Genomic DNA, 25341 nt, shown 5'->3' with positions numbered 1-25341 from the left:
CGACGGCGCCTTCGGGCGCCGTCTCTTGGACGGCCCGCCCGCCTATTCCGCCGCAACGTCGCCCGGCTCGTTTCCCCCGCTCCATTCCCGAATGAGGCCGTAGGCCACGGCGAGCAGCGTCGGGCCGAGAAAGATGCCGATCAGGCCGAACGCGACGAGACCGCCGATGATGCCCAGGAAAATGATGATGAAGGGCAGATCGCTGCTCCGGCCGATCAGGATCGGGCGCAGGATGTTGTCGAGGCTGCCGACCAGCAGGCCGACCCAGGCCACCAGAAAGATCGCCATGGCGGTGCGGCCCTGGCTGGCCAGCCAGATCGCGGCGGGCAGCCAGATCAGCGCCGGTCCCATCGGCACCAGCGTCAGGAAGAAGGTGATGAAGCCGAGGAGCAGGGCGCCGGGAAGCCCCGCGATCCAGTAACCCACGGTGGCGATGATGGCTTGCACCAGCGCGGTGCCGAGCACGCCATGGACGACGCCGTTGATCGTCTCGGCCGCGACGTCGAGGGATTTCCGCGCGCGGTCGCCGGCGATCCGCCCCACGATGCTGCGCAGCCGGCGCACGGCGGTGCGGCCGTCCCGATAGAGGAAGAAGGCGATCAGGATGCTCAGCGCGATCAGCGACGTCCCCGAGAGAAGATGCCCGCCGCTCGCCAGCACCCCGTCGCGGATCTGGCCGAGATAGGGCTGGAGCGTCGTGCGCAGATTGGACTCGCCGCTCGCCAGCACGCTCCACATCTCCCGCAGCCGGTCCCCGAGGATCGGGAGGCCGACCAGCCAGTCCGGCAGGGGCGGAAGCCCCCGGTCCATGGCCGTGTGAAGCGTTTCGAAGACCCGGACGACATTTTCCGACAGCTTTATTCCAAGCGCGACGAGGGGCCCGACGAGGATCGTCATGATCGCCAGCGTCATGATCGCCGCCGCCAGCGTCGTGCGCCCGCCGAGCGCGCGCTCGATGCGCCGGTGCAGCGGCCAGGTGCTGAAGGACAGGATGACGGCCCAGAGGATCGCCGCGATGAAGGGGCGCAGCACGACGAAGCAGCCGATCAGCAGGACCAGCATCATGGACAGGACGAGCGCCTTGCGGACATAGCTCATCTCGTACCGCTCCGGGGCCTCCGCGGCGTCGGCGCGCGGCATGAACCGGTCGTGAATGAAGTCCGCCACGGTTTCCGTTCCCTTCAGCTTGTGTTCCCGTCAAGACGCGGGTGGTCACACACCGCTCGTCACTCCCTTGGTCGGCGCCGGGCCCGGCGGGTGCATGGCCTCGTCGTAGCGGGGCTTGGCGCGTTCCTCCGCCGCCGGTTCGCGGATCCGGAACCAGGCGACGTAGAGCGCCGGCAGGAAGAGCAGCGTCAGCAGGGTCGCCACGATCAGGCCGCCGATGATCGCGTAGGCCATGGGACCCCAGAAGACCTCCGGGGCGATGGGGATCATGCCCAGGCTGGCCGCCGCCGCCGTCAGCAGGATCGGCCGCACGCGGTGCATGGTGGCGTTGATGACGGCGTCCCAGGGATGCTCCCCCGCCTCCAGATGCTCGTCGATCTGGGCGATCATGATGACCGAGTTGCGGACGATCATGCCGATCAGCGCGACCACGCCCAGGATGGCGACGAAGCCCAGCGGCGTGCCGGTCGGCAGCAGCGCCGCGACGACGCCGATCAGGCCGAGCGGCGCCACGCTGATGACCAGGAACAGCTTCTGGAAGCTCTGGAGCTGGATCATGAGGATGGTCAGCATGACGAAGACCATGATCGGGAAGACGGCGGTGATCGAGGCCATGCCCTTGGCGCTGTTCTCCACCGTGCCGCCCGCTTCGACGGTGTAGCCGGGCGGCAGGCTGCGCCGCAGCTCGTCCACCGCCGGGGCCAGCTGCTGCACCACCGTCGCGGCCTGCAACGGCGGGACCAGATCGGCCTGGACGGTGATGGTGGGCAGGCGCGTCCGCCGCCAGACCACCGGCTGCTCCAGGTCGTAGCGCATGGTCGCGACCTCGCCCAGCGGCACGGTGCGTCCATCCGGAATGGCGATCTGGAGGTTGCGCAGCGTCTCGATGGAGCTGCGCTCCGCGTTGGTCGCCTGGGCCACCACGTCGATCAGGTAGATGTCGTCGCGCACCTGGGTGAAGGCGGCACCCGACACCGTGGCGTTCAGCGCCTGGTTGAGCGACTTGGAGCTGATCCCCAGCAGGCGGGCCTTGTCCTGGTCGACATCGACCCGCACCACCTTCGACGGCTCGTTCCAGTCGTAGTTGACCAGCAGCGTGTAGGGGTTGGTGCCGATGGTGTCGGCCATCCGGGCGGCGATGGCCCGCACCTCGCCCACGTCGGGTCCGGAGACGCGGTACTGGATCGGCCAGCCGACCGGCGGCCCCATCTCCAGCGGGCTGACCCGCGTGTTCAGGTCGGAGAAGTCCTCGTTCAGCACCTTCTCCAGCCGGGCGCGGACGGCCTCGCGGACCTTGTAGCCCTTGGTCACCACCACGGCCTGGGCGAAGTAGTCGTTGGCCAGCTGCACGTCGAGCGGCAGGTAGAAGCGCACCGCGCCCTGGCCGATGTAGAAGCTCCACCGCTCGACGTCCGGATCGGCCGCCAGCACCTTCTCGAAGCGATCCACCACCTCCTCGGTCGACCGGATCGAGGCCGTCTGCGGCAGGGTCAGGTTGACCAGCAGTTCCGGGCGGTCGGAGGCGGGGAAGAACTGCTGCTGGACGAAGCGCAGGCCGAAGACCGACAGGCCGAACAGCAGCAGCGTGGCGACGATCACCACATAGCGCGCCCGCATGGCCAGGCGCAGGCTGCCCCGGAACATCCGCATCAGGCGCCCCGGTTCGCTGCCGTGCTTCGATTTCATGGTCTTGGGCAGAACGTTCACCCCGATGAGTGGCGCGAACAGGACCGCGACGATCCAGGAGAACAGCAGCGCCATCGCCACCACGGCGAACAGCGTGAAGCAATATTCCGCCGCGCCGCCCTGGGCGAAGCCGATGGGGATGAAGCCGGCCACGGTGATCAGCGTGCCGGTCAGCATGGGAAAGGCCGTGGAGGTGTAGGCGAAGGTCGCCGCCTTATCGAGGCTGAAGCCCTCCTCCAGCTTGGTGATCATCATCTCCACGGTGATCATCGCGTCGTCGACCAGCAGGCCCAGCGCGATGATCAGCGCGCCCAGCGAGATGCGCTGGAGCGTGATGTCGAAGAACTCCATGCCGATGAAGGTCATGCCCAGCACCAGCGGGATGGAGGTCGCCACCACCAGCCCGGCGCGCAGGCCCAGGCTGATGAAGCTGACCACCAGGACGATGACGACCGCCTCCTTCAGCGCCTTGGTGAAGCCGGCGACCGACTCCTCGACCACCACCGACTGGTTGGCGACGAGGTGGACGCCGATGCCCACCGGCAGGTTCGCCTCGACCTGCCGCATCCGCTCGCGGATGCCCTCGCCGAAGGTCAGCACGTTGCCGCCGGCCGCCATGGAGATGATCATTCCGATGGACGGCTCCCCGTTGTAGCGGAACAGCGGCGACGGCGGGTCGGCGTAGCCGCGCCGGATGTCCGCCAGATCGGCCAGCCGGTAGAACTTGTCGTTGGCCCGGAGGCTGATGGCGCGCAGGCTGTCCTCCGACGTGAAGGCGCCGCTGACCCGGACCGAGATCTTCTCGTCGCCCGCCTGCACCACGCCGGCCGGGGCCACGGCGTTCTGGGCCTGAAGCTCGGCGATGACCTCTTCACGGTCGATCCCCATCGCGGCCAGCTTGCGCGTCGAGAAATCGAGGTAGATCCGCTCGTTCTGGACGCCGACGAACTGGATCTTGCCGACGTCCGGCACGCGCATCAGGTCGGCCCGCGCGGTCTCCGCATAGTCCTTCAGCTCGCGGTAGCTGAAGCCGTCGGCGGTGAAGGCGAAGACGGTGCCGAAGGTGTCGCCGAACTCGTCGTTGAAGGCCGGCCCCTGCACGCCCTGCGGCAGGGTGGGCTTCATGTCGGCGATCTTCTTGCGGACCTGATACCACAGGTCGGGCACCGCCTCGGCCGGCGTGTAGTCCTTCAGGTTGACGTAGACGACCGAGATGCCGGGCTTGGTGTAGCTCTTGACGTAGTCGAGATAGGGGATCTCCTCCAGCTTCTTCTCGATCGGGTCGGTCACCAGCTTCATGGTGTCCTCGATGGTGGCGCCGGGCCAGTTGGCCTGGACCACCATGGTCTTGATCGTGAAGGCCGGGTCCTCCTCGCGGCCGAGGCGCATGTAGGCCATGCCGCCCGCCACCGTCAGCGAGATGATCAGGTACCACACGAAGGAGCGGTGGCGCAGGGCCCACTCGGAGAGATTGAAGCCGGTCATGGTGCCGCCGCCGTTTCGATTTTCTGGTTGAACCGGACCCGCTGGCCTTCGCTCAGGCTGTGCACGCCGGCGGTGACCACGACGTCGCCGCGGGTCAGGCCCTCGGTGACGATGACTGGGCCATCGGTCTCCCTGGCACCATCCCTGGGCCGGATCACGACCGGCTGGCGCCGGACGGTCTGGGCCTTCGGGTCGACGAGCCAGACGAAGCTTCGCCCCGCCTCCTCGAACAGCGCCGTTGCCGGCAGCTCGACCACCGGGGCGGGCGGCTGCTTCAGGCGTCCGACGACGGTCGCGCCGAGGCGCAGGGCGTCGGGCGGGTTGTCCAGCGCGATCCGGACGGTGTGGGTCCGGGTGACGGGATCGGCCTGGGGCGAGATTTCGCGGACGCGGCCCACCGCCGCGATGTCCGGCGCGCCGGCCAGCGAGACCTCGATCACCGGGTCCTTCGGCGCCGCCCGGATGCCGGTTTCGGCGACGTTGAAGACGGCTTCGCGCTCCTCCGGCTGGGCGACGCGGACGACCATCTGGCCGGCTTCGACCACCTGTCCGGGCTCGGCCCCGATGGTGGTCACCACGCCGTCCCGGTCCGCCTTCAGCTCCGTGTAGCCGACCCGGTCGCGGGCCGATTGCAGCGCCGCCTGCGTCGCGACGACCTTGGCGTCGGCCGTGCGCATCGCCAGCAGCGCCGCGTCGTACTGGGCCTGGGGGGCGTTGCCGTTGGCCAGCAGTTCCCGCTTGCGGCCCTCCTCGTTGCGCGCCTGCACCTGATCGGCCTTGGCGGAGGCGAGGTTCGCCTCGGCGGTGCGCAGCGCGTTGCGCTGGTCCTGGTCGTCCAGCCGCGCCAGCACGTCGGCGGCCTTGACCAGACTGCCCACGTCGACCTTGCGCTCGATCAGCTTTCCGGCGATGCGGAAGCCAAGGTCGGCGTCGGCCCGCGCCTCGATGGTTCCGGTGGCGGAACCGCCCATCCGGAAGGTCACCGGCTCCACGGTGACGGTCCGCACCGGGCGGATCACCGGCGCCGCGTCGGCGTGATGGCCACCCTGCGGCTGACAGGCCGCCAGAACCGGGGCCAGCGCCAGCAGCGCGACGAGAAGCGGCTTCGCGGGTGGCCGCCACATGGCTGGGGGCCGCATGGTTGGTCGCGCGATGCGGGTCATGCGCCGCTCCCCGGCTTGATGGTGACCTTCTGGTCCGGCCGCAGCTTCTGGACGCCGCCGACCACCACCAGATCGCCGTCGGCGAGGCCGCTGGAGACGGTGACCGTGCCGGTGTCGTATTGCAGGACGGAGACGGGGCGCAGGCTCACCGTGTCGGCCGGCCGCGCCACGACCCAGACCGCCGGCTCCCCGTTTCCCGTCTGGAACAGGGCCGAGGACGGCAGATTGACCACCGGCCGCGCCGGCAGCTTGGCCCGCCCGACGACGGAGGAGCCCAGCAGGAAGGCGTCGGGGGCGTTGGGCAGGGAGACCTTCACGGTGTAGGTCCGGGTCACCGGATCGACCCCCGGAGACACCTCGCGGATCGTTCCCTCGGTGACGGTCTTGGCGTCGTTGACGAGCCGCACCTCGACCGGCGGCAGGCCCTCGCGTCCATCCAGCCGGATGCTGGCGCCGGGCACCTGGAAGACCGCCTCCCGCTCATTCGGGTCGGCCAGCCGCAGCACCGTCTGTCCGACGCCGACCACCTGGCCGGGCTCCGCCGCCTTCGCCGTGATGACGCCGTCGCGGTCGGCCCGCAGTTCGGTGTAGGACAGCGTGTCCCGGGCCGAACGGAGCTGCGCCTCGGCGGAGTTCAGTTCGGCCTGCGCCTGCTGGAAGCGCTTCTGGGCGTTGTCGTACTGGACCCGGGTGGTGAAGCCGTTGGCGAGCAGGGAGCGCTGCCGCTCCTCCTGCGTCCGGCTCTGCTCGACGGCGGCCTGCGCCGCCGCCACGTCAGATTCGGCGGACCGCACGGCGTTGGTCTGGTCCTGGTTGTCCAGCCGCGCCAGCAGCTGGCCGGACGTGACCGCCTGCCCCACCTCCACCAGCCGTTCGACCACCTTGCCGCTGACGCGGAAGCCGAGGTTGCTCTCGTGGCGGGCCTGGATCTCGCCGGTCAGCGCGGCGGTGCGGTCGAACTGGCTGACCTGCGCGGGCAGCGCGCGGATCAGCGTCGCCTCGGCCGGCGGCGGCGCCGGCTGCTCGCAGCCGGGAAGCAGGAGGCCGGCGACGATCGCCGCTCGGGATGACCAAGACGATGACCAGGACATGGGGCCTCTCTCCTTCTCGGGACCGCTCATGGGCGCCCTCACCCCTTCACCGGCTGCTCGATCCGCTGCCGGTGCGCGTAGAGCGCCGCCACGGCGCAGGAGGCCATGCGCGTCATCACGCTGTCGGCCCGGCTGGTCAGCACGACGGGCACCCGCGCCCCCAGCACGATGCCGGCGGCATCGGCGTTCGCCAGGAAGGTCAGGTTCTTGGCGAGCATGTTGCCCGCCTCCAGATCCGGCACGACGAGAATGTCGGCCTGCCCGGCGACCGGGGACGCGATGCCCTTGATCCTCGCCGCTTCGGGGCTGATGGCGTTGTCGAGCGCCAGCGGCCCGTCCAGCACCCCGCCGGTGATCTGCCCCCGGTCGGCCATCTTGCACAGCGCGCCGGCCTCCACGGTGGAGGGAATCTTCGGGTTGATGGTCTCGACCGCCGACAGGATCGCCACCTTCGGCTGGGGATTTCCCAGCGCCCGCGCCAGATCGATGGCGTTCTGGATGATGTCGCGCTTGTCCTCCAGGGTCGGCGCGATGTTCACCGCGGCGTCGGTGATGAACAGCGGCTTGGCGTAGGTCGGCACGTCCATGATGAAGACGTGGCTGATGCGCCGTTCCGTCCGCAGCCCGCTGTCCTTCCTCGCCACCTCGCGCAGCAGCTCGTCCGTGTGCAGGCTTCCCTTCATGAGGAGTTGCGCACGCCCCTGGCGCACCAGCTCCACCGCCGTGGCGGCGGCGGCGTGGCTGTGGGGCACGTCCACGATCTCGTACGGGGCGATGTCGAGGCCGGACTCGTCCGCCACGGCCCGGATGCGCGCGGCCGGACCGATCAGGATCGGGGTGATGAAGCCCTGGCGGGCCGCGTCGACGGCGCCGCCCAGGGACGAGGCGTCGCAGGGATGCGCCACCGCCGTGGAGACGGGGGGGATTTCGCGGCAGGCGGCGACCAGCCGCTCGTACTTTTCATGCCGATGGGCGGGCGGTGGCGGGCTGCCGGCCATGACGCGCCCTCCTCACCAGCGCAGATACAGCCCGACGTCCCCCGGCATACCGCCGGGATAGTCCAGGATCTGCGCCCGCAGCTTGTAGCCCTTCGCCCTCAAACTCTTGTCGAAGACCTCGTAGGCTTCGCGGGCGAAGCCGGTCAGCGAATTCGGCCAGTCCGGCTCGAAATTGTTGATCGCCCGGCCACCGTCGGTGCAGTAGCTGCTCGGGAAGCGCGCCACCTGGATTTCCTTCACGCCGCGCGACGCGGCGTCGCGCACCGCGCGGGTGAACCGCTCCTTGGCGTCGGGGCGGATGTGCTGGTTCATGAAGGCTTCGCGGACGGTGTCCTGTTCCTTCATGTGCTTCTTTTCCCGCTCCAGGGCTTCCTGGAGCAGGGCCATCTCGTGCTCCTCGGCGAGCTTCCGGAGTTCGTCGGGCGAGATCAGGTCGTCGCCGATGTCGGGGACGGCCGTGGCCGCCTTGCTCTGATCAATGTTGCTCATGACGCGTTCCCCTTGTTGCTTGTCAGCCTCGTCCGGCGGCACCGCGGCTCATTTGGCCTTCGCGGCGCCCATCACCCTGCGCGGCGTGTCCGCCCGGCTGATGTCGGAGGCGGCCTTGGCCAGCGACGTTCCGTCGGCCCCGGGCAGCACGCGCAGGGGCGGCTCGCGCTCGGCCTCGATGCGCTCCTCCTTGTCGTGCAGAAGGGCGTTCACCTGCCGCAGACGGGCGCGCTGGTCTGGGGTCAGCGGCCCGGAGGCCTCCAGGACGCGCTCCGCCAGCGCCATCACCTCCTTGCGCTCCTTCTCGCCGGGCAGCAGCTTGGGCAGCGCGCTCATCGCCGCGTCTTCGTCCATCAGCATCAGGAAGACCTGTTCGCGGAAGACCGCGCGGACGGCGTCCACGGACAGGTGCTGGGTGCCGGGATGCTCGTCGCGGATTTTCCGCAGCATCTGGAAGGCGCGCTCGTCGAGGGCGCCTTCGCCGCGCCGCGCGTGGATCAGAACGCGGAACAGCGCCTCCCGCACCCCGCCCTCCTCCACGCGGGCCATGATCTCGGCCATCCGCTTCTCGACCAGGGCTTCGAACGCCTCGTCGCGGACGTGCGGCGGCCGCGCGTCCTCGCCCGGCGCGGCCAGACCGACCAGAGCCTGAAGGAGCGGTGCGTTGTAGAGGCCCAGGAACAGACGTTCGACGGCGCCGTCCCGCGCGTCCCGCCAGCGGTCGAGCCCCTGCGCGATCTCGTCCGAGACGCGGTTCTGCGCGCTCAGGTACGGGTTGTCCGGGCTGACCGGGCGGCGGTGCTCGCGCACCCAGTCGGCCATGGGGCCGACCGGCGCCATGAAGGGGTTGAGGTGCGAGAACAGGTAATACTGGCTGCGCGCCGGGTTCATCATCCGCAGCCATTCGGCGAAGGGCTCGTTGACGGCCGCCTGGATGGAGGGTCGGGCGAAGGTGGCGTACAGGCCCTTGTTGATGTCGGAGATGCGGGCCACCGCGGCGAAGCACCGGTCGTCCTCCGGCGTGTTGCCGCCGAGCCCGCGGATGTCGTCGAGCGTGCGCGGCTCGAACCGCGTCACGTAGCCGCCCGCGACCAGGTCGGCGCCGGGGACGTTCGGGTCCTTCGGCTGAAGGGTCATCTCGTAGAGACCGGGCGGCAGCAGGTCGATGAATTCGATGTTCTCGACGAACTCCGACGTTTCCTTCCGTGCGACGCGGCCGGACACGAAGATGCCCAGATGCCCGATGTCGTGATGGAGGTTGTAGACGATGGTCTGCTCGTGGGTCCGGATGTCCTCGATGTCGCTGTAGAGGTCGAGGATCCAGCCCAGCGCCTGTTGCGGCGGCGTGATGTTGTCGCCGAAAGACGCGAAGACGAGGATGGGCGAGCGGATGTTCCGCAAATCCAGCCGGCGCCCGTTCCGGACGATGCCGCCGCTGGTCATCTTGTTGCCGACGAACAGCTCGTCGGTGATGGCCTCGATCTCCTCGCCGTTCATCAGGAAGAAACCGCTCCACCACTTTTCGAAGTCGAGATAGCGGTCCGCTTCCGTGTCGATGGAGGCGTACAGCTTGTACGCTTTCTTCCAATAGGTGTTGGCCGGGTCCAGCTTCTCGAAGTTGCCGACCAGATGCGCCCCGTCGAAGCGGCCGTTGCCGAGATCGCTGGCCAAGGCGGCGAGCCAGGAGCCGCCATACAGCCCGCCGAGATAGCGCATCGGGTTCCGCCCCGTCACGCCGGCCCAGTAGGACAGTGGGGAGCCCGCGATGATGATCGGCCCCATCAGGTCGGGCCGGACCGCGCTCAGCGCCATCACCGCCCAACCGGCCTGGCAATTGCCGATGACGCACGGCTTGCCGCCCGCGCCGTCGTGCAGTTTTCCGACATGCTCGATGAAGAAGGCCTCGGCTTCGCCCACATCGGCCAGGGTCTGGCCCGGCACCGGATCGGGATGGAAACCGATGAAATAGCAGGGATGGCCGGCGCGCAGAACGGTGCCGATCTGGCTGTCCGGCTTGAACCCGCCGATGCCCGGCCCGTGGCCGGCGCGCGGATCGACGATCACGAACGGTCGCTTGGACGGGTCGGTGCCGACGGAGGGGTCCGGCAGGATGCGAAGCAGCGTGTAGTTGCACGGCCGCTTCAGCTTCCGCCCCTCCATCACGACCTCGTACGGGAAGGTCAGGACGGGCGGCTTTCCCTTGTCGGCGTGCTCGATGAACTGGTCGCCGCGGCGCCGCAGGACATCCAGGAACAGGACCCAGCGCTGCATGGCGTCGACGCCATACTCGAAGGCGTCCTGGATCGGGTTGAAACCAGGGAATGGGTTGAAGCCAGGGAACGGGTTGGGAAAAGCCGGCGCTGGCGTACCGTCCGCACCCTCCCTGGCCGCCGTCTCCGCAACCGGCTTTGTTCCAGCCGGTCTTGCCGAGGGTCCGTCCCCCGCGGCGTCGACGAAGGGACCCAAAAAGGGAAATGCCGAAGTCCAGGCGGAAAACCACGTCGTCAGAAGCGGTTGTTCAGTCAGGGGATGCTTCCGCCGAGTTCTCATCACACGCTCTCTCTGGCTGTACGCGCATGCGCCGGCTGTGCGTTCACTGTGCCGACCGGTTTCTTCGCCTCCGCGAAGGCGTCGCAACGCCGGCCCTGTGGACAACGACCCTTTATGAAGGGACCCTTTATGAAGGCGAAGGGGTCGAGGTTCCGGCTTTGACGCGGGGAGGGGAACTCTGCACCAAGCCACCCGCCACGTTGAAGCATGCAACTGTTGGCCTTGTTACCGTATCAAGCCACGTTCCCTTGTCGGTTCATGCCCGGAGATTGGGTTGGGCACGGTCTCTCGGCATGAGATTTGGCCGGATCGCCCAAGAACGGATTTCGATTTCTTGCACATTAAATGAGGATCAAACCCTTGACGCCTTATTAAATTTCTCGTTAGTTTAATAACTATTGTCTAAAATGCTCCTAATTGAATTGATCACTCACAGCGCAAGTTCTTTCCGTTGTTTTTAACGGAGAACGGCCGTCTCTACATGGCCGTTACGGCGGGCGTTACCGTAGCAGACTGCGCAGGGGCTTAATCGAGTGCTATTTTTCAAGGCGATGACTTTTGCGAGTTAAACTTTTCCCCGACCTCCGCACCCTGCCCCACCGACCGGCTGCCCATCCGACCGGCTGTCCATCGAGTGCGCGCCGGACCAGCCGGTTCGTCGGGGAGCCGTCTCCTCGTCCATCAAAAGCCGCCCATAAAAAGCGCTGGGAGCAAACCATGAAACACCCAATCAAGGTCGCTCTGGCCGTCGCCCTGTCGGCAACGGCAATCACCGCCGTGAACGCGCAGACGGGGCCGACCCCCACGGAAACCAATTTTCAGGTCCGGACCACGGGCGACCTCGTGCGGCTGTGCGAAGCCACGCCGAACGACCCGACCGGCATCGCGGCGCTCCATTTCTGCCACGGCTTCGCCGTCGGCGCCTATCAATACCATCAGGTCGTGGCGGCCGCCGAAGGCAAGCGCCAGCTGGTGTGCGCGCCGACGCCTCCGCCATCGCGCAACGACGCCGTTTCCGCTTTCGTCTCCTGGGCGAAGCAGAATCCCAGGCTGATGGACACGCCGCCGGTGGATGGGCTGTTCCGCTTCCTGTCCCAGCGCTACCCCTGCCGCACCTGATCCGCCGGCATCCGCTTCCTCCGCCGCGGTCCACGGCCTTCGTTCAAAGGCCATCCAGGATGGGAAAGACCATGAAACTCACACAGTTCCTCCGCGTCGCCGTCGTCGCGCTTCCCCTCGCGGCTTGCGCCGACATGTCACCAACCCAGCAGCGCGCGCTCACCGGCACGACCGGAGGGGCCGCGGGCGGAGCGCTGATCGGCGCCATAGCCGGCAACGCCGGCATGGGTGCGGCCATCGGCGCGGGCGCCGGTTTGGCCGGCGGCCTGCTCTACGACTATCACAAGCGGACCGAGGCCTCGGCCTACCAGCGCGGCGTCCAGCAGGGGTCCACCCAGCGAAGCGGCACTCAATGACCGCGCCGCGGCCTCATCGACGCGACAGCACCAGGACGGAGACGCCCGCCCTGGTGCTGTCGCGAAAGGCCGTGAGAATGCGAACCGATCCGACGGTCCGTGCCATCACCACACTGCAAACGCTCAGTAGCCGGGAGGCGGGCTGACGGTGACGTAGGTGACGCTGCCGTCCACATAGCTGCGGTTGTACCAGGTTCCTCCGCAGCCGTAGTAGCTGACGCCGCCATAGGGCACGACGGTGGGCGTGCAGGGAAGCACGGTCACATAGGTCGGCCGCGCCGTGGCGGCACCGGCGATGTAACCCGCGGTCGCCCCGACCGCCGCCCCCGCCAGAGCCCACCCCCAGTCATCATCATCGTCATGATAGTAATGACCGTCCCAGTCGTTGGCGATGTTCTGCGCGGCGTTGGACCGCGCCTCCGTGCGTTCGGTCTGGCCCTGCTGGCGGGCTTCCGTCCGCTCCGTCTGGCCCTGCTGCCGTTGCCCCTGCCGTTCGGTCCGCTCCTGCTGGCCTGATACGCGCGTGTCGGCCCGGGCCTCCGTGCGCGTCTGCTGCGTCTCGGCGCGCTGCGCGGAACGCTCCGTGGCGCCGGACTGCCGGGACGTGGTCTGCGCGGCGGCCGTCCGCTGGCTCGACCGCTGGGTGGCGCCGGCCTGACGGGCTCCCACGCCCGCCGTGGATCGCTGAGCCGTGGATCGTTGAGCGGAAAAGCCGCCCCCCGCCGCCGGACCGGATCGGGAAAAGCCCCCGCCCCCACGGCCGCCGCCGCGGGCATAGGCATCCGCGACCGATCCGACCACCAGCAGCAGGGATGCGGCGATGGAAAAGGCAATCCGTGAAGTTGGCGTGTTCATTTCGGCGCTCCTTCCGAACTGCCGGTCGCGGTCCGGCGGACACGGATCATGACCGGGATGCGTTCCGCGCCTTCCGGAGGATGGAAGGCGAGCTGCGCCGGCTGGACATCCGGGTTGAGGTTCCAATCGGAGAAGTCGGCCCGGTATTGCGGCTCGCCCTCGTCACCCTGGTAGGTGATGGTCACGCGCTGCGGCAGAGGCGGGCCTTCGGAGGCGATCCAGATCTGGAAGTCGACATCCTCGGTCTGCCCCACCAGGTGATCGGTCGGCACATCCGTGAGCGTGTCCCGCTCCACATAGTCGAGCGTTTGGAGGCGCCGCTCCAGTTCATCCGGCAGGGTGCTGACCAGCAGCAGAGCCAGCGGCAGCCTCACCCGGAGGTCCTGGACGAGATAGCGCACGGCGTCGTCCACCGTGCCGGCCCGTTCGATCTGGCCATAGACGTTCTCGTCCGCATTGAACACGGAGATCGCCTTTCCATCGAACGTCACCAGCGACCGCCGCCCGTCGCTTTCCTGCGCTTCGACCCGCAGCCCGTCGGGACGGTTCAGGGTGACGGCGCGTCGCTCGCCGAACGTGATCTTCTCGCCCGTGTCCTGAACCACGTCGTAACTGGCCCGGATGGTCACGGTGAAGCGCTGGGCCTGGGCGAGCGTGTCGGCCATGCGCGTCAGAACGGTCATCGCTTCGCCGTCGATCGGCGGGTCGTCGGGCGCGTCCTGGTCGGGCGCGTCCTGTTCGACCGCTTGCGGCGGGCTGTCGGATGGCGGCGCCTCGGCCCCGAATGCCGGTCCGACCAGGGCGCACGCGCAGAGCACCGGGCACAGCGCCGACCGTATCAACCACCTGGGTCCGTTCATCGACATCCCTCCTGACCCGCCTCCCGACCCGCCTCCTGACCCGGATGCCGCGCCGGCGGCATTGATGAAAGGCCATTGATGAAAGGCCTGGGGTCATTGAGCCGCCATTGAGCCGCGTGGAGCGGAGCCATTGAAAGTAGCAGCCACGGTCGATGCAGGCCGCTACGGTATCGCTGCCCGCGTTGTCGGTGCGCCCGGAGCCGGTCAAGCCCTGTTGGGCTGAACACGGTGATTGCGCCAAGTACGCTACCGTAACATCCATTACGGTAACCGGAACCGCGCAAGCCGTCCGATGCATACGCTCGTCACCGGGCTCGGCGTGTTCCGAACAGCTGGTCCAACGGCAGGGATCAGCGAAATCCAGGCTACCGTAGAATACTCGTCAGAGACGGCGTCTCGGGCTACAGGATCTTGGGCTAGAGGATCTCGGGCTACAGGACTTGGCTGTGGACAACAACGCACCACACCGGACAGCCCCGGATCCGCACTTCAACTTCGCGCTTCGAAGGCGGCGCCGGCACATGCCGGGCAACACAGGAGGACAGCATGAAGCGTCGTGCAACCTTGCCAACGGTCACCGCCACCGCGGTGGGCATTCTCTGCGGCGCGCTCCTGGCGGCGGTCACCGTTCCGCATCCGGCGTCGGCGCAGGGCAGGCCGGTTCTGACCAACGTCATTCCGGAAAGTGCCGCCGTCACCCTTCACGCGAAGATCACAGGCATCGATGCGGACAAGCGGAAGGTCACGTTGGGCGGACGGTCGGGCACGCCGGTCACCGTCATGGCCGGGCCGGCGGTGCGCTTGGAGATGCTGAAGGTGGGAGACACCGTCGACGCGCAGTTCTACCGCTCCGTGGCCTTCATGGTGTCGCAACCTGGCACCCCCGTGCCCGAGGACGAGGTCCAGCAGGCGGTCGCACGCCCGGTCGAGGCTCCGGGCGGCATCGGTGTGCAGGTGACACGGCTCAGCGGGCTGGTCGTCGGCATCGACCTCGGTGCGAACAGCATCGACCTCGTCAATCCCAACGGCGGCGAGGTCTACACCGTCAACGTGACGGACCCCGCCCGTCAGGCGAGGCTCCCCTCGCTGAAGGTCGGCGACACGATCACCGCCGTCGTCAGCGAGGCTCTTGCGGTGTCGATCGAGCCGGCGCGCAAGAGCTGGTTCTGAACGGCGGTCGTCGCGAGCGCATTCGAAGGGTGTGGGCCAAAAGCACGGGCGGAGGGCATGGGAGTGCACGCAATCCAAGATGCCCGGCCGATGGCGATGGGCGGCACGAAAGGCTGCCGGAAGAGGCGCCCGCCTTTTCCGGGAGGCGTCACCGTCGCGGTCCTGCTGGCCGCGACGCTCCTTGCCGAGGGTTGCGCGTCGGCGGTCAGTGTCGAGCGCGTGGACCACGTCACCGTCCATCGGCAGCTCACGCACAATGTCCTGTCGGCGCACGCCCTCAGCGATCCGACCCACAATGTGCTGCGCCGGTGGTCCCTGGTGGATCGCTTCCTGGTGCAGCCGGAAAACGCCATGGCCGACCTCCGCGCGGTGATCGTGCAGGGGCATGGCGGCGCCGACGAGATCTTCGCCCTGGCCGAGATGTCGTTCCTGCACGCCGAGGATCGGGGCGGCCCACCCTATTATCTGGCGTCCGCCCTCTACGCCTACGCCTTTCTCTTCCCGGGGGGCATGGACCAGCCGCCCAGCCCCTATGATCCCCGGTTCCGGCTTGCCACCGACCTGTACAACCGTGGCCTGACATCCGGGCTGGCGACGGAGGGCGGAACCGGCATCGCCATCCGGGAGGCGCGCCACCCGCTCCCGTTCGGTGAGTTGGATGTCGCCCTCGATCCCCGGGAACTGGCGTGGGGCGGGCGCCAGTTGACGGGTTTCTTTCCGGTTGCCGAGCTGGAGGTTCATGGCCTCGACGCCCGCTATCGCCAACCCGGCATCGGTGCCCCCTTGGCGGCGGGAACCACGCAGGGCACCCTGGCGAAGGGCTTCCAGGTCGCCCCACGCGTCAAGACGCCCGTGACCGCTCTGCTGCGCATCCCCGATCCCCGGCGCCAGCTCTCGAACGGGCAGGTGCGCGCGCAACTCGAACTCTACCCCTCGTCCGAAACCGAAACGGTGCTGATCGACCGCCAGCCGGTGCCGCTGGAGGTCGAGCACACCGCCACGCTGGCCTATATGCTGGACGGCATGCCGGTCTGGGAATTCGAGTTCGGCGGCTTCCTGCGCGGCGGCCTGCTGGACAAGATGCCGTCCCGCCTCGTCGCGATGGAACCCTACCGGTCCGGCCGCATTCCCGTCGTCTTCGTCCACGGGACGGCGTCGAGCCCGGTGCGCTGGGCCGAGATGCTGAACGATCTGAGAAGCGACCCCCGCATCCGCGACCGCTTCCAGTTCTGGTTCTTCAGTTACGAGACGGGCAATCCCGTTCCCTATTCCGCCCTGCTGTTGCGCGACGCGCTGCAGGAGGCTGTGTCCACCCTGGACCCGTCCGGACGGGAACCGGCGCTGCACGAGATGGTCGTCATCGGGCACAGCCAGGGCGGCCTGCTGACCAAGATGACGGCGGTGAACACGGGTGCCCGCCTGTGGAATGCGGCGTTCCACAAGCCGCCGGACCAGCTTCAGCTCGACCCGGAAACGCGCGACCTGCTGACACACGCCTTGTTCGTGAAGCCGGTTCCGTCGGTCAAGCGACTCGTCTTCATCGCCACGCCGCACGGCGGCAGCTACGTCGCCGGCAACCGCATCAGCCATCTGGTCGCAAGCCTCGTGCGATTGCCGGGGCGCCTCCTGAGCGCGAGCTTGGAAATCGGCCGGCTGGACGACGCCAGCACCACGCTTGCCGGACAGACGGGGTTCGGAAGCGTCCATGCCATGACCCCAGGCAGCCTGCTGGTCCAGACCTTGGCGCGCACGCCCATCGCCGAAGGGGTCAAGGCGCACTCGATCATCGCCGTGCGCGGCGACGGGCCGGTCGAAACCGGCGACGATGGCGTCGTGGAGTACCGGAGCGCCCACATCGACGGGGTCGAGTCCGAATATGTCGTGCGTTCCGGCCACTCGACGCAATCCGATCCGCGCACGATCGAGGAGGTGCGCCGCATCCTTCTCCTCCACTGGGATGAGTCCTGCACGAAACGCAACGCGTGTGGACCGCTGGGCGCCGCCGCCCCACGCGTCGCGAGCCGGCCCCGATGATGATCAGTTCCATGGCGGCTCATTCGGGGGCGGCTCATTCGGGAGCCGCTCATTCGCGGACAGCGCCGGCCGAGGATGACCGCCCGGCGTCACCCTGCGGGCCATGACAACTCCGGAATGACCTTTGACGGATAGTTGGGGTCCTCGTAGCCGTCCGGGTCCTGGCGCTTGGGCAGCTTCACGGTTTCCCTGGGCAGCTCTTCGTAGGGGATGTGGTCAAGCATGTGACGGATGATGTTCAAACGCGCCCGCTTCTTGTCGTCCGACCGCGCGACGAACCATGGGGCCCAGGAGGTGTCGGTTTCTGCGAACATGTCGTCGCGGGCGCGCGAATAGTCGTACCAGTGGCTGTAGGATTTCAAATCCATCGGCGACAGCTTCCAAACCTTCCGCCCATCGTCGATCCGGGCCTGCAGTCGGCGCGTTTGCTCCTTTGGGCTGACTTCGAGCCAGTATTTCAGCAGAATCACCCCGGACTCAATGATGGCCTTCTCCACGCTGGGGACGGCGTCAAGGAAACGCTTTGCCTGATCCTCGGTGCAAAAGCCCATCACCCGCTCGACTCCGGCGCGGTTGTACCAGCTCCGGTCGAAGATGACGAATTCCCCGGCAGCCGGCAGATGCGGGATGTAGCGCTGGATGTACATTTGCGACTTTTCGCGCTCGGTCGGCGTGGGCAGGGCGATGACGCGGAACACGCGCGGGCTCACGCGCTCCGTGATGGCCTTGATGGTTCCGCCCTTGCCAGCGGTGTCGCGCCCTTCGAAGACAACACAGACCTTCATGCCTTTATGAACGATCCATTGCTGCAGCTTCACCAATTCGACGTGAAGCTCTGCGAGTGCGCTTTCGTACTCCCGTCGCTTGAGCTTTGGTTGTTCATACTCGACGCTTTGAAGGGCTTTCCGTTTTTTTGCCATGCTCATCATCCTCGCGGACGGGTGTTCGATATGATTGGTGACGGGATTGGCGGTTCATTGACGGATGCGGCGACAAGCTCGGCGGATGGTCATACACCATCGTTCCGGTTCTGGAGTTCGAGCAGAATTTCCTGCTCAAGATCCGCGATGAGAGCGCGGCACGCGTCGGTGCGTTTCAAGCCTCGCCCGCTGCTTGAAGCCTCCCATCCGCGCAGAACTTCGATGGCTTCTCCATAGTCCTCGCAGAGACTGCGAAAAAACCGATTGTCCGCGCATTGTTGTTTGATCATCCCCTCCAAATCCGGGAACCGCTCCACGACGTGCCGCAGCTTATCCAACATGGGCTGGTCTCCCCGGTTCTGGACGAGCGCCGGGGTGCCTGCCTTGTTCCGGACTTTGCTCCTGGACAAGCTGCACCGGAATACCCGCTGTCTTGAAGCGTGAAACGGTTGGCTTTGATACCGTAACAGGTGTGCAGCACGCCTTTGTGCGCTGCACGAAAAGGTAAGAGAAGATTTCGGGCGAATTAATGGAGCGAGGGCCTGGGTGTAAATCGCCTATACCATCAGCGTGTGTTCCAGCCGCCGATTCTCCGGATTAAAATGCGTCCAGCCGATAATACGGCATGACGTTATGCAATGATCATGCAGACCATTATTTTTGGAAACTTTTCGTACACTCGCACAGGTTTATTGATGTTGCGCCTCCCGCCTTATGATCAGGCCATTCACAGCTTATGGTGATTGGCTGGTGAAGGACATACCGGCAGGGATCGAAGGTTGCAGCAGCCGCCTGCCCCGTCGACACGGCTGCCGGATGGACTCAACGGAAGGAGGGCGTCGTGCTTCACACCTCCGACGGACCGCAGAGCACGGATTTGCCCGCGTCCACCATCACGGCACCTCTTATTGAAGCGGCGCTGGCGCGCGTGCTGGCCAGCCGCAGCCTGCGCGGTTCCGCCCGCGGCCGGCGCTTTCTGCAGTTCATCGTGCAGGAGGCTCTGGCCGGGCGCGCCAACCGCATCAAGGCCTACACCATCGCCATGGACGTGTTCGACCGTGACGCCAGCTTCGACCCGCTGCTCGATCCGGTGGTCCGCATCCAGGCCGGCCGCCTTCGCCGCGCCCTGGAGCACTATTATCTGACCGAAGGCGCCGCCGACCCCCTGCGCATCGCCATTCCCAAGGGTGGCTACGTTCCCCAATTCTCCCTGGTGCCGGTCATGGCCGGGACCGACCTTCCGGACGAAGCCTCCGGTCCGGCACCGACGCCAACCGGTGAAAGGCTGAATCCGCCCCGCGCGCCGCTGATGATCGGGCACCAGATCGCCCGTCCGCTCCGCTGGTTGGCCGCCGCGGCCGTCGTCATGCTGCTGGCGGTGGCCGGTCTGGGGCTGTACGCCGGCTGGCGCGGCATCGCTCCGGCCCCGTCGAAGACCGTCTTGGAGCACGCCACGGCGTCGGCCGCGGCACAGAGAGCGGTGCGCGGTCCGGCCCTGCTGGTTCTGCCCTTCGCCAACGGCTCCGGCGACCCCGCCCTCGACCTCGTCGCCGACGGCATCACCGAGGATCTCGTCGCCGCGCTCGTCCGCTTCGAGGATTTCCTGGTCTTCGGCGCCGACACCAGCTTCCGCTACCCTTCGGCACCGGCCCTGCGCGAGGCCGTGCCGGCCACCCGCGTCGATTACCTGCTCAAGGGCAGCGTCGCTCAGACCGGCGACTACATCCAGGTCACGGCCACGCTGATCGCCGCCAAGGACCATCGTTACCTGTGGTCGGACAGTTTCCGTCGCTCCGTCACGCCGGCCAAGCTGCTGGATCTGCGCCATGACATCGCCGTTCAGGTCGCCCGCACCCTGGCGCAGTCGGACGGTGTGATCGAGCGCGAGGAAGCGCGGTTGAACAGCCAGCACGCGCCACAGGATCTGTCGTCCTACGCCTGCCTTCTGCGCGCCCGCCAGTACTGGCGTCAGCTCAGCGCCTCCCTCCACGCCGAGGTGCGGGATTGCCTCGAGCGGACCACCAGGAGCGACCCCGGCTATCCGGAAGCCTGGGCGGCGCTCGCCATGGTCACCATCGACGAGGCCCGGCTCGGCTTCAACCCCCGTTCGACGCGCGTCGATCCGATCGATGACGGGCTGCGGTTGGCCGAGCGCGCGGTGATGCTGGCTCCGGACAGCGCCCTGGCCCATCAGGCGCTTGGGCTTGCCTGGTGGCTGCGCCGGGAGCCGCAGCGCAGCATCGAGGCGTACGAGCAGGCGCTCGCGCTCAACCCGAACGACAGCGCGACACTCGCCGACCTGGGGCGCTGCTACAGCTTGACCGGCGAATGGGAGCGCGGGATCCCGCTGATCCGCGAAGCCTTCACCCGCAACCCGGCGCAGCCGAGCTGGTACCGCATTGTGATCGCCACCTATCACTACGTGCACGGTCGCTACGCTGACGCGCTTGAGGAGATGCGGCGGGCCAATCTGGGGCGGGAGGTCATACTCGGCCATGTCGCGCTGGCGATGATCCACGGCCAGACCGGAAACCGGGCCGAGGCGGCGAAGGCGGTCTCCGAGATTTTACGGCTGGACCCGAACTTCCCGGTCAAAGCGATTTCGGAATTCGAGCGCCGCAACATCCACCCGGACATCATCGTCCGGATCGTCGATGGGCTGCGCAAGGCCGGACTTGCCATTCCGCCGCCGCAGACGGCAGACGGCGAGAGGCTTTGACGGCGAGAGGCTTTGAGCGCCGCGATTCAACCCGGTGTCGCCGTGGCATTCCCGGAAGCCGTGGGATTCGCAGTCCGTCACCGCGACAGGGCCTGCCGCATCGCCTCCGCCGTGGCGAGGTCGGCCGGGAAGAACGCCTCGATGGCCAGTTCGGACAAGGTGACGTCCACCGCCGTGCCGAACACCGTCGTGGTGCTGAAGAAGCTCAGCGTCCCGGCCTCCGTCCTGAGCCGCAGAGGAACCACCACGCCATCATGCGACGACAGCGGCTCGCCCCGGCTGCGCGGAGCCTGCCCGTCGGGCGCCGGGTAGCCGGTCAACTCGCCGAGCAGCGCGGCCAGCACGGGATCGGCGCTGACGTCGATCTGGCGGGTCAGCCGGTGCAGGATATGGCTCCGCCACTGGGCGAAGTTTTCGATCCGCGGCGCCAGCCCGGAGGGATGGAGGCTGAGGCGCAGCACGTTCATCGGAGGCTGGAGAAGATCCGGCGCGGCCCCGGTGAGCAGCGGGGCGACCGCCCGGTTGGCCGCGACCAGGGTCCAGTGCCGGTCCACGGCCAGCGCCGGGTGGGGCTCGTGCCCGGTCAGCACGAGATCGACCGCCTGACGGGCCGCCCGCATCTCCGGATCGTCCAACCCGTGTTCGGAAAAGACCGGCGCGAAGCCCGCGGCGGCGAGCAGCGCGTTGCGGTCGCGCAGCGGAATGTCCATCCGCTCCGCCAGATGGAGCAGCATGGTCCGGCTGGGCTGCGAGCGGCCCGTTTCCAGGAAGCTGACGTGCCGGGTCGAGATGTCGGCTTCGCAGGCAAGGTCGAGTTGGCTGAAGCCGCGCCGCTTGCGCCACGCGCGCAGCAACTCGCCGACCGGCTGGCGCGGCACGGTCCTGGGGGGCGGCCGGTGCCGGGCGGCTGTTTGCGGCATGGTTCCGGCCTCCCCTCCGGTGTCGTCGGTGTGTCGCGATCGATGATGATACCCGGCGCCGCCGATCATGCATCCAGAAAGGCCATCAGATCGCGGTTGAAGCGGTCCATATGCGTCAGGAACAGACCGTGCGGCGCCCCTTCATAGATGCTCAACGTCGCGTTCGGCATCAGCTCGGCGGTTTTCCTCCCGGTGATGCCGAGCGGGCTGGACACGTCCAAATCGCCATGAATCAGCAAGGTCGGCACGGCGATGGCCGGAAGCTCCCGTCGGAAGTCCGTGGACGTCGTCACCCGATGGCAGTCGAGAAGCGCCTTCATCGAGGCCTGCAAGGCCATCGATTTCACCCAGGCCATCATGCCGGGCGAACTGTCCGCCGTCATGAAGGGGCGAATGTTGTCCTCCAGCCATCCCGGAAAGTCCCGCATCAGCCAATCCGAGCGGAAGGACTCGAAGACGGCGGGATCGATTCCGTCAGGGTTGTCATCGGTGCGGGACAGTGCCGGGGTCACCGTGCCGACCAGAACCGCGCGGGACACGCGGCGGTCGCCGTGCCGGCTCAGATAGCGGATGATCTCGCCGCAGGACATGGAATGGCCGACCAACGTGACGCCCTCCAGGTCCAGCGTGTCGAGCAGGGTGGCGAGGTCGTCGGCCAGCCGGTCGAAGTCGAAACCGCTTCCCGGGTCACTCGACCGGCCATGGCCGCGGCGGTCGTACGCAACGCAGCGGTGGCCGTGCTCGGCCAGCGCCAGCATCTGATAGGCCCAGGAGTCGGAGTTCAGCGACCAGCTGGACAGGAAGACGACGGGTTTCCCCCGCCCCCAATCCCGGTGGAAGAGCCTCACCCCGTCGTCCGTGAGGATGAAGCCGGGCCGGATCGGGTCGGCCGCCGCTTTCGAAGACATGCTCATGATCGGTGCTCCTGCGTTCCGGGCGCTGTGGGATGGCAAGCCGATGCGTCAGGCACCGTCCGGAACCCGGTCCAGAAAGCCGCTCACCGAGCGGATGCGTCCATCGGCGGCCAACTGGACGAAGTCGGTGCCGCCGGCCACGGGATCGCCCCCCGCCGGAACGAGGGACCAGGAGAGGCGCACCCGGTCGTTGTGGCCGTCGGGCGTGCCGTGCAGGACGAAACGGCTGTTCGGGAACCGCTGCTGCACGGCGCCGATCAGCGCGCTGATGCCGGTGTGGCCATTCGCCTGCATCATCGGGTCGATGTAATGCGCGTCATCGCTCCAATGTTCGGCGACCAGCGCCAGCCGGCGGTTCGGGTCGGTCTCGTTCCAGGCACCGATGAAGCGCTGGGCGACATGGGCGGCGTTCGTCATGGCGGAACTCCTTCGTGGGGCTGCCCGGATCGGCCGGACACCCACAGCATCGTCATTCCGCGATCCGGCTGCGATTACGTGGGAGGTAAGGGAAAAGCCTTTGACCGGGTCATCGAGCGACCGGGTCATCGAGCGACCGCGTCATCGAGCGTGCGCCGGCTGGATCATCGGAGCGCCGCATCGCGGCACGCCGGCAACGGTCATGGATGGCGGGGCAAGGCGTTCTCGTTGCGCATGTTGCTGCGACGTGGTCGCAATTTCGCCGTTGGGCGAATAGGTTGCACCGGCGCATGGGAACGTCGGCCTCTGGCCTGCGCAGGAATGATGGCGGCGGAAGACAATGTTCACTCTCAAGAAAAACGAGCAATTCGCGCAGGAGATCAAAAAAAGCCGATTCCTCGCCTCGGCGGGCCCGGTCAGCACTGAGGAAGAGGCGCGTGATTTCATTGCCGCGTGCAGCCGGCGGGACGCGGGTCACAATTGCTGGGCCTTCCGGATCGGCGACCTCTTCCGGTCCAGCGACGATGGCGAACCCGGGGGCACGGCGGGACGTCCGATTCTTCAGGCCATCGACGGCCAGAACCTGGATCGGGTGGCGGTGGTGGTCAGCCGCTGGTTCGGTGGCGTGCTTCTCGGTGCGGGCGGGCTGGTGCGCGCCTATGGCGGCACCGCGTCGGCCTGCCTCCAAGCCGCAGACCGCCAGCCGATCATCAGCTATGCCGTCCTGTCCGTCACGTGCGCTTTCGCCGACGAGGCCAGGATCAGGACGGGAGTTGGCGCCTTCACCGCGGCCCTTGCCGAGACCAACGGCTTTACGGCCGACGGTGTGCAGCTTCAAATCAAGGTTCCGTGCGAGCGGTTGGACGATGTCATCCGCATGATCACGGATGTTTCCCGCGGTCAGGCCAAGATCCAAAAGCCGCCGGAGTAGCGAAACGGGACGCTCGCCCCTTCGATCGGACGGGTTTCGCGGGGCCGGATCGGGCCGGGCGATGGTTCAAGCCGCTCGAACATGTGCTGGTGGCGGACGATCAACCGCGAAGCCGGTGTCGAGCGCAGAAGGCGGTATTCATAAATCGGCGGCCCTGCATGCGATGAGGACGATGCCTGCGGTTGTGAGGATGTGTTTCCCCTACAGCCTCAGAGCCCGAGATGGGGAGCAATCATTTCTTTCCCAATTCCGAAACATCGACACCGTTCCGCGTGGAAAATACCTGTGATCATTGGAAACCGCCACTTACTGTCAACTGATCCATCCCAGGTTCAGGCTGTCAGCTGTTCCAGCGGTTCCCGACGGGTTCCCGACGAAACGTGGTCGTCAGCACCGCGATCGCGAGACGGCCGCTCCAACAAAAGCAGTCACTGAGCAAACCGTCATCCAGCAGGGTCACGCGCCATGCCGATCAACGCCTTGAATGCGGCCGAAGGATTTCGCCTGTTGGGATAGTAGAGACACAAGGGTGCCAGCGATGGCGTCCAATCTTCCAAGACCCGAACGAGGCGCCCGGCCGCGATGTCTTCACGAACATCGGACTCCATAAAGTAGCCGATGCCGACGTGATTGAGGACAGTGATGCGCGCGAGGCTCGCCTCATCCAGCGTGATAGGACCTTGAACGTCGATCTGGACGGGCTGACCGTCCTTTTCGAATTGCCAGCGATGCAGCCCGCCATTCGGCAACCGGATGCGAAGGCAGGAATGGCGCAGCAGCTCGGTGGGCACGCGAGGCTTGTCGTTGGCTTCGAAATACGCTGGCGACGCAACCACGGCAAAGCTGCGGGGAGGACTTACGGGAATGGCAATCATGTCGCTCGGCACCAGGTCGGCGCTCCTCAGGCCAAGATCGAACCCTTCGGCAACGATGTCCACGATCCGGCCCTCGGTGACGAGATCGATGTGAATGTGTGGATAGCGCCGCAAGAACTTCAACAGGAGCGGACCCAGCACCTCCCGCGCACCTGTCGCGAACGCATTGATCCGAAGGGTTCCGGATGGAGTTTCCTGCTGCGAGCGGGCGGCGCCCATCGCATCGTGCAGGGTCTGCACGGCGGGCCCGACATGATCGACGAAGTTTCGTCCAGCGTCCGTCAGGGAAACACTGCGGGTGGTGCGATTGAACAGCCGGACGCCGAGTTGGCGCTCCAGCTTCCCGATGACGTTGCTCAGTGCGGTAGTCGACAGGCCAAGTTCCAGCGCCGCTGCCCGGAACGATCCACGCCGCGCAATGGCGAGAACAGCATCAAATTCGATCAGGCCGTGTTTCGGCATTGTCCCGCTTTTCGCAATACCGCATGCCAATTTACCCTGATTATCGTGATTGATGTTTGGCTCTAATACCAAGACTCGTGGATCATGACCGATGCGCCCAGTCGCGCAGCCCGATGGACATGATGGTCCAGGGCTGCGCGACGATGGTGTTCCAGGCGAA

General features: G+C 67.1%; 20 protein-coding genes and 1 pseudogene. 6 read left to right on the top strand and 15 right to left on the bottom strand.

Going from position 1 to position 25341, the window contains the following annotated elements; translation table 11 throughout:
- Positions 1 to 42: 42 nt before the first annotated feature.
- From FHW79_RS19320 to FHW79_RS19290, 7 genes and pseudogenes are all read right to left on the bottom strand, one after another.
- On the bottom strand, positions 43 to 1167 hold the full coding sequence (locus tag FHW79_RS19320; RefSeq protein WP_211108392.1) for an AI-2E family transporter: 1125 nt from the start codon (positions 1165 to 1167) through the stop codon (positions 43 to 45).
- Between the two features lie 45 nt (positions 1168 to 1212).
- Positions 1213 to 4338, bottom strand: a complete 3126-nt coding sequence (locus tag FHW79_RS19315) for an efflux RND transporter permease subunit (protein ID WP_183180458.1) — start codon at positions 4336 to 4338, stop codon at positions 1213 to 1215.
- On the bottom strand, positions 4335 to 5501 hold the full coding sequence (locus FHW79_RS19310) for an efflux RND transporter periplasmic adaptor subunit (protein ID WP_211108391.1): 1167 nt from the start codon (positions 5499 to 5501) through the stop codon (positions 4335 to 4337). The genes FHW79_RS19315 and FHW79_RS19310 overlap by 4 nt, the downstream gene beginning before the upstream one ends.
- Positions 5498 to 6592 carry an efflux RND transporter periplasmic adaptor subunit gene (locus FHW79_RS19305; protein WP_183180457.1) on the bottom strand — a complete coding sequence of 365 codons (1095 nt, stop codon included), beginning with the start codon at positions 6590 to 6592 and terminating at the stop codon, positions 5498 to 5500. Before FHW79_RS19305 ends, FHW79_RS19310 begins: the two co-directional genes overlap by 4 nt.
- Before the next feature lie 38 nt (positions 6593 to 6630).
- Positions 6631 to 7560: pseudogene (locus FHW79_RS19300) on the bottom strand (bifunctional enoyl-CoA hydratase/phosphate acetyltransferase); the annotation flags it as partial.
- 42 nt (positions 7561 to 7602) lie between these two features.
- Positions 7603 to 8079, bottom strand: a complete 477-nt coding sequence (locus FHW79_RS19295) for a hypothetical protein (RefSeq protein ID WP_183180455.1) — start codon at positions 8077 to 8079, stop codon at positions 7603 to 7605.
- A 48-nt stretch (positions 8080 to 8127) separates the two neighbouring features.
- Complete coding sequence (locus FHW79_RS19290) at positions 8128 to 10350, bottom strand: DUF3141 domain-containing protein (RefSeq protein ID WP_247884505.1); 2223 nt, start codon at positions 10348 to 10350, stop codon at positions 8128 to 8130.
- A 996-nt stretch (positions 10351 to 11346) separates the two neighbouring features.
- Between FHW79_RS19290 and FHW79_RS19285 the strand changes: the two genes are divergently transcribed.
- Both FHW79_RS19285 and FHW79_RS19280 read left to right on the top strand, forming a co-directional pair.
- Positions 11347 to 11748, top strand: coding sequence for a Rap1a/Tai family immunity protein (locus tag FHW79_RS19285; RefSeq protein ID WP_183180454.1), 402 nt, complete (start codon positions 11347 to 11349; stop codon positions 11746 to 11748).
- Positions 11749 to 11819: 71 nt separating this feature from the next.
- Positions 11820 to 12104 carry a glycine zipper family protein gene (locus FHW79_RS19280; protein ID WP_183180453.1) on the top strand — a complete coding sequence of 95 codons (285 nt, stop codon included), beginning with the start codon at positions 11820 to 11822 and terminating at the stop codon, positions 12102 to 12104.
- A gap of 123 nt (positions 12105 to 12227) precedes the next feature.
- Here the strand turns inward: FHW79_RS19280 and FHW79_RS19275 are convergent, their stop codons facing one another.
- Together FHW79_RS19275 and FHW79_RS19270 are read right to left on the bottom strand one after the other, a co-directional pair.
- Positions 12228 to 12959, bottom strand: a complete 732-nt coding sequence (locus FHW79_RS19275) for a hypothetical protein (RefSeq protein ID WP_211108390.1) — start codon at positions 12957 to 12959, stop codon at positions 12228 to 12230.
- On the bottom strand, positions 12956 to 13819 hold the full coding sequence (locus FHW79_RS19270; RefSeq protein WP_183180451.1) for a DUF2092 domain-containing protein: 864 nt from the start codon (positions 13817 to 13819) through the stop codon (positions 12956 to 12958). Before FHW79_RS19270 ends, FHW79_RS19275 begins: the two co-directional genes overlap by 4 nt.
- A gap of 546 nt (positions 13820 to 14365) precedes the next feature.
- Between FHW79_RS19270 and FHW79_RS19265 the strand changes: the two genes are divergently transcribed.
- Entirely contained in the window at positions 14366 to 14989 is a 624-nt protein-coding gene (locus tag FHW79_RS19265; protein WP_183180450.1) for a hypothetical protein, read from the top strand.
- A 63-nt stretch (positions 14990 to 15052) separates the two neighbouring features.
- Positions 15053 to 17023, top strand: coding sequence for an alpha/beta hydrolase (locus FHW79_RS19260; protein WP_183180449.1), 1971 nt, complete (start codon positions 15053 to 15055; stop codon positions 17021 to 17023).
- 89 nt (positions 17024 to 17112) lie between these two features.
- Here FHW79_RS19260 and ppk2 read toward each other — a convergent pair whose 3' ends face one another.
- Both ppk2 and FHW79_RS19250 read right to left on the bottom strand, forming a co-directional pair.
- A complete protein-coding gene (gene ppk2, locus FHW79_RS19255; protein WP_183180448.1) occupies positions 17113 to 17943 on the bottom strand; it encodes a polyphosphate kinase 2 in 831 nt (276 codons plus the stop codon).
- 89 nt (positions 17944 to 18032) lie between these two features.
- On the bottom strand, positions 18033 to 18284 hold the full coding sequence (locus FHW79_RS19250) for a hypothetical protein (protein ID WP_183180447.1): 252 nt from the start codon (positions 18282 to 18284) through the stop codon (positions 18033 to 18035).
- A gap of 500 nt (positions 18285 to 18784) precedes the next feature.
- Here FHW79_RS19250 and FHW79_RS33540 point away from each other — a divergent pair, with 500 nt between their 5' ends.
- Positions 18785 to 20662, top strand: coding sequence for a tetratricopeptide repeat protein (locus FHW79_RS33540; protein ID WP_183180446.1), 1878 nt, complete (start codon positions 18785 to 18787; stop codon positions 20660 to 20662).
- 77 nt (positions 20663 to 20739) lie between these two features.
- Here FHW79_RS33540 and FHW79_RS19240 read toward each other — a convergent pair whose 3' ends face one another.
- The 3 genes from FHW79_RS19240 to FHW79_RS19230 form a co-directional block, all read right to left on the bottom strand.
- On the bottom strand, positions 20740 to 21582 hold the full coding sequence (locus FHW79_RS19240; protein WP_183180445.1) for a helix-turn-helix transcriptional regulator: 843 nt from the start codon (positions 21580 to 21582) through the stop codon (positions 20740 to 20742).
- A gap of 65 nt (positions 21583 to 21647) precedes the next feature.
- Entirely contained in the window at positions 21648 to 22496 is an 849-nt protein-coding gene (locus FHW79_RS19235; RefSeq protein WP_183180444.1) for an alpha/beta hydrolase, read from the bottom strand.
- 48 nt (positions 22497 to 22544) lie between these two features.
- A complete protein-coding gene (locus tag FHW79_RS19230) occupies positions 22545 to 22913 on the bottom strand; it encodes a nuclear transport factor 2 family protein (protein ID WP_183180443.1) in 369 nt (122 codons plus the stop codon).
- A 340-nt stretch (positions 22914 to 23253) separates the two neighbouring features.
- Between FHW79_RS19230 and FHW79_RS19225 the strand changes: the two genes are divergently transcribed.
- Entirely contained in the window at positions 23254 to 23844 is a 591-nt protein-coding gene (locus FHW79_RS19225; protein ID WP_183180442.1) for a YigZ family protein, read from the top strand.
- Between the two features lie 443 nt (positions 23845 to 24287).
- Here the strand turns inward: FHW79_RS19225 and FHW79_RS19220 are convergent, their stop codons facing one another.
- On the bottom strand, positions 24288 to 25181 hold the full coding sequence (locus FHW79_RS19220; RefSeq protein WP_183180441.1) for a LysR family transcriptional regulator: 894 nt from the start codon (positions 25179 to 25181) through the stop codon (positions 24288 to 24290).
- Positions 25182 to 25341: the final 160 nt, after the last annotated feature.

It is taken from the genome of Azospirillum sp. OGB3 (assembly GCF_014192915.1).
GTDB lineage: Bacteria > Pseudomonadota > Alphaproteobacteria > Azospirillales > Azospirillaceae > Azospirillum.
This window is presented reverse-complemented; position numbering and strand designations above follow the sequence as displayed.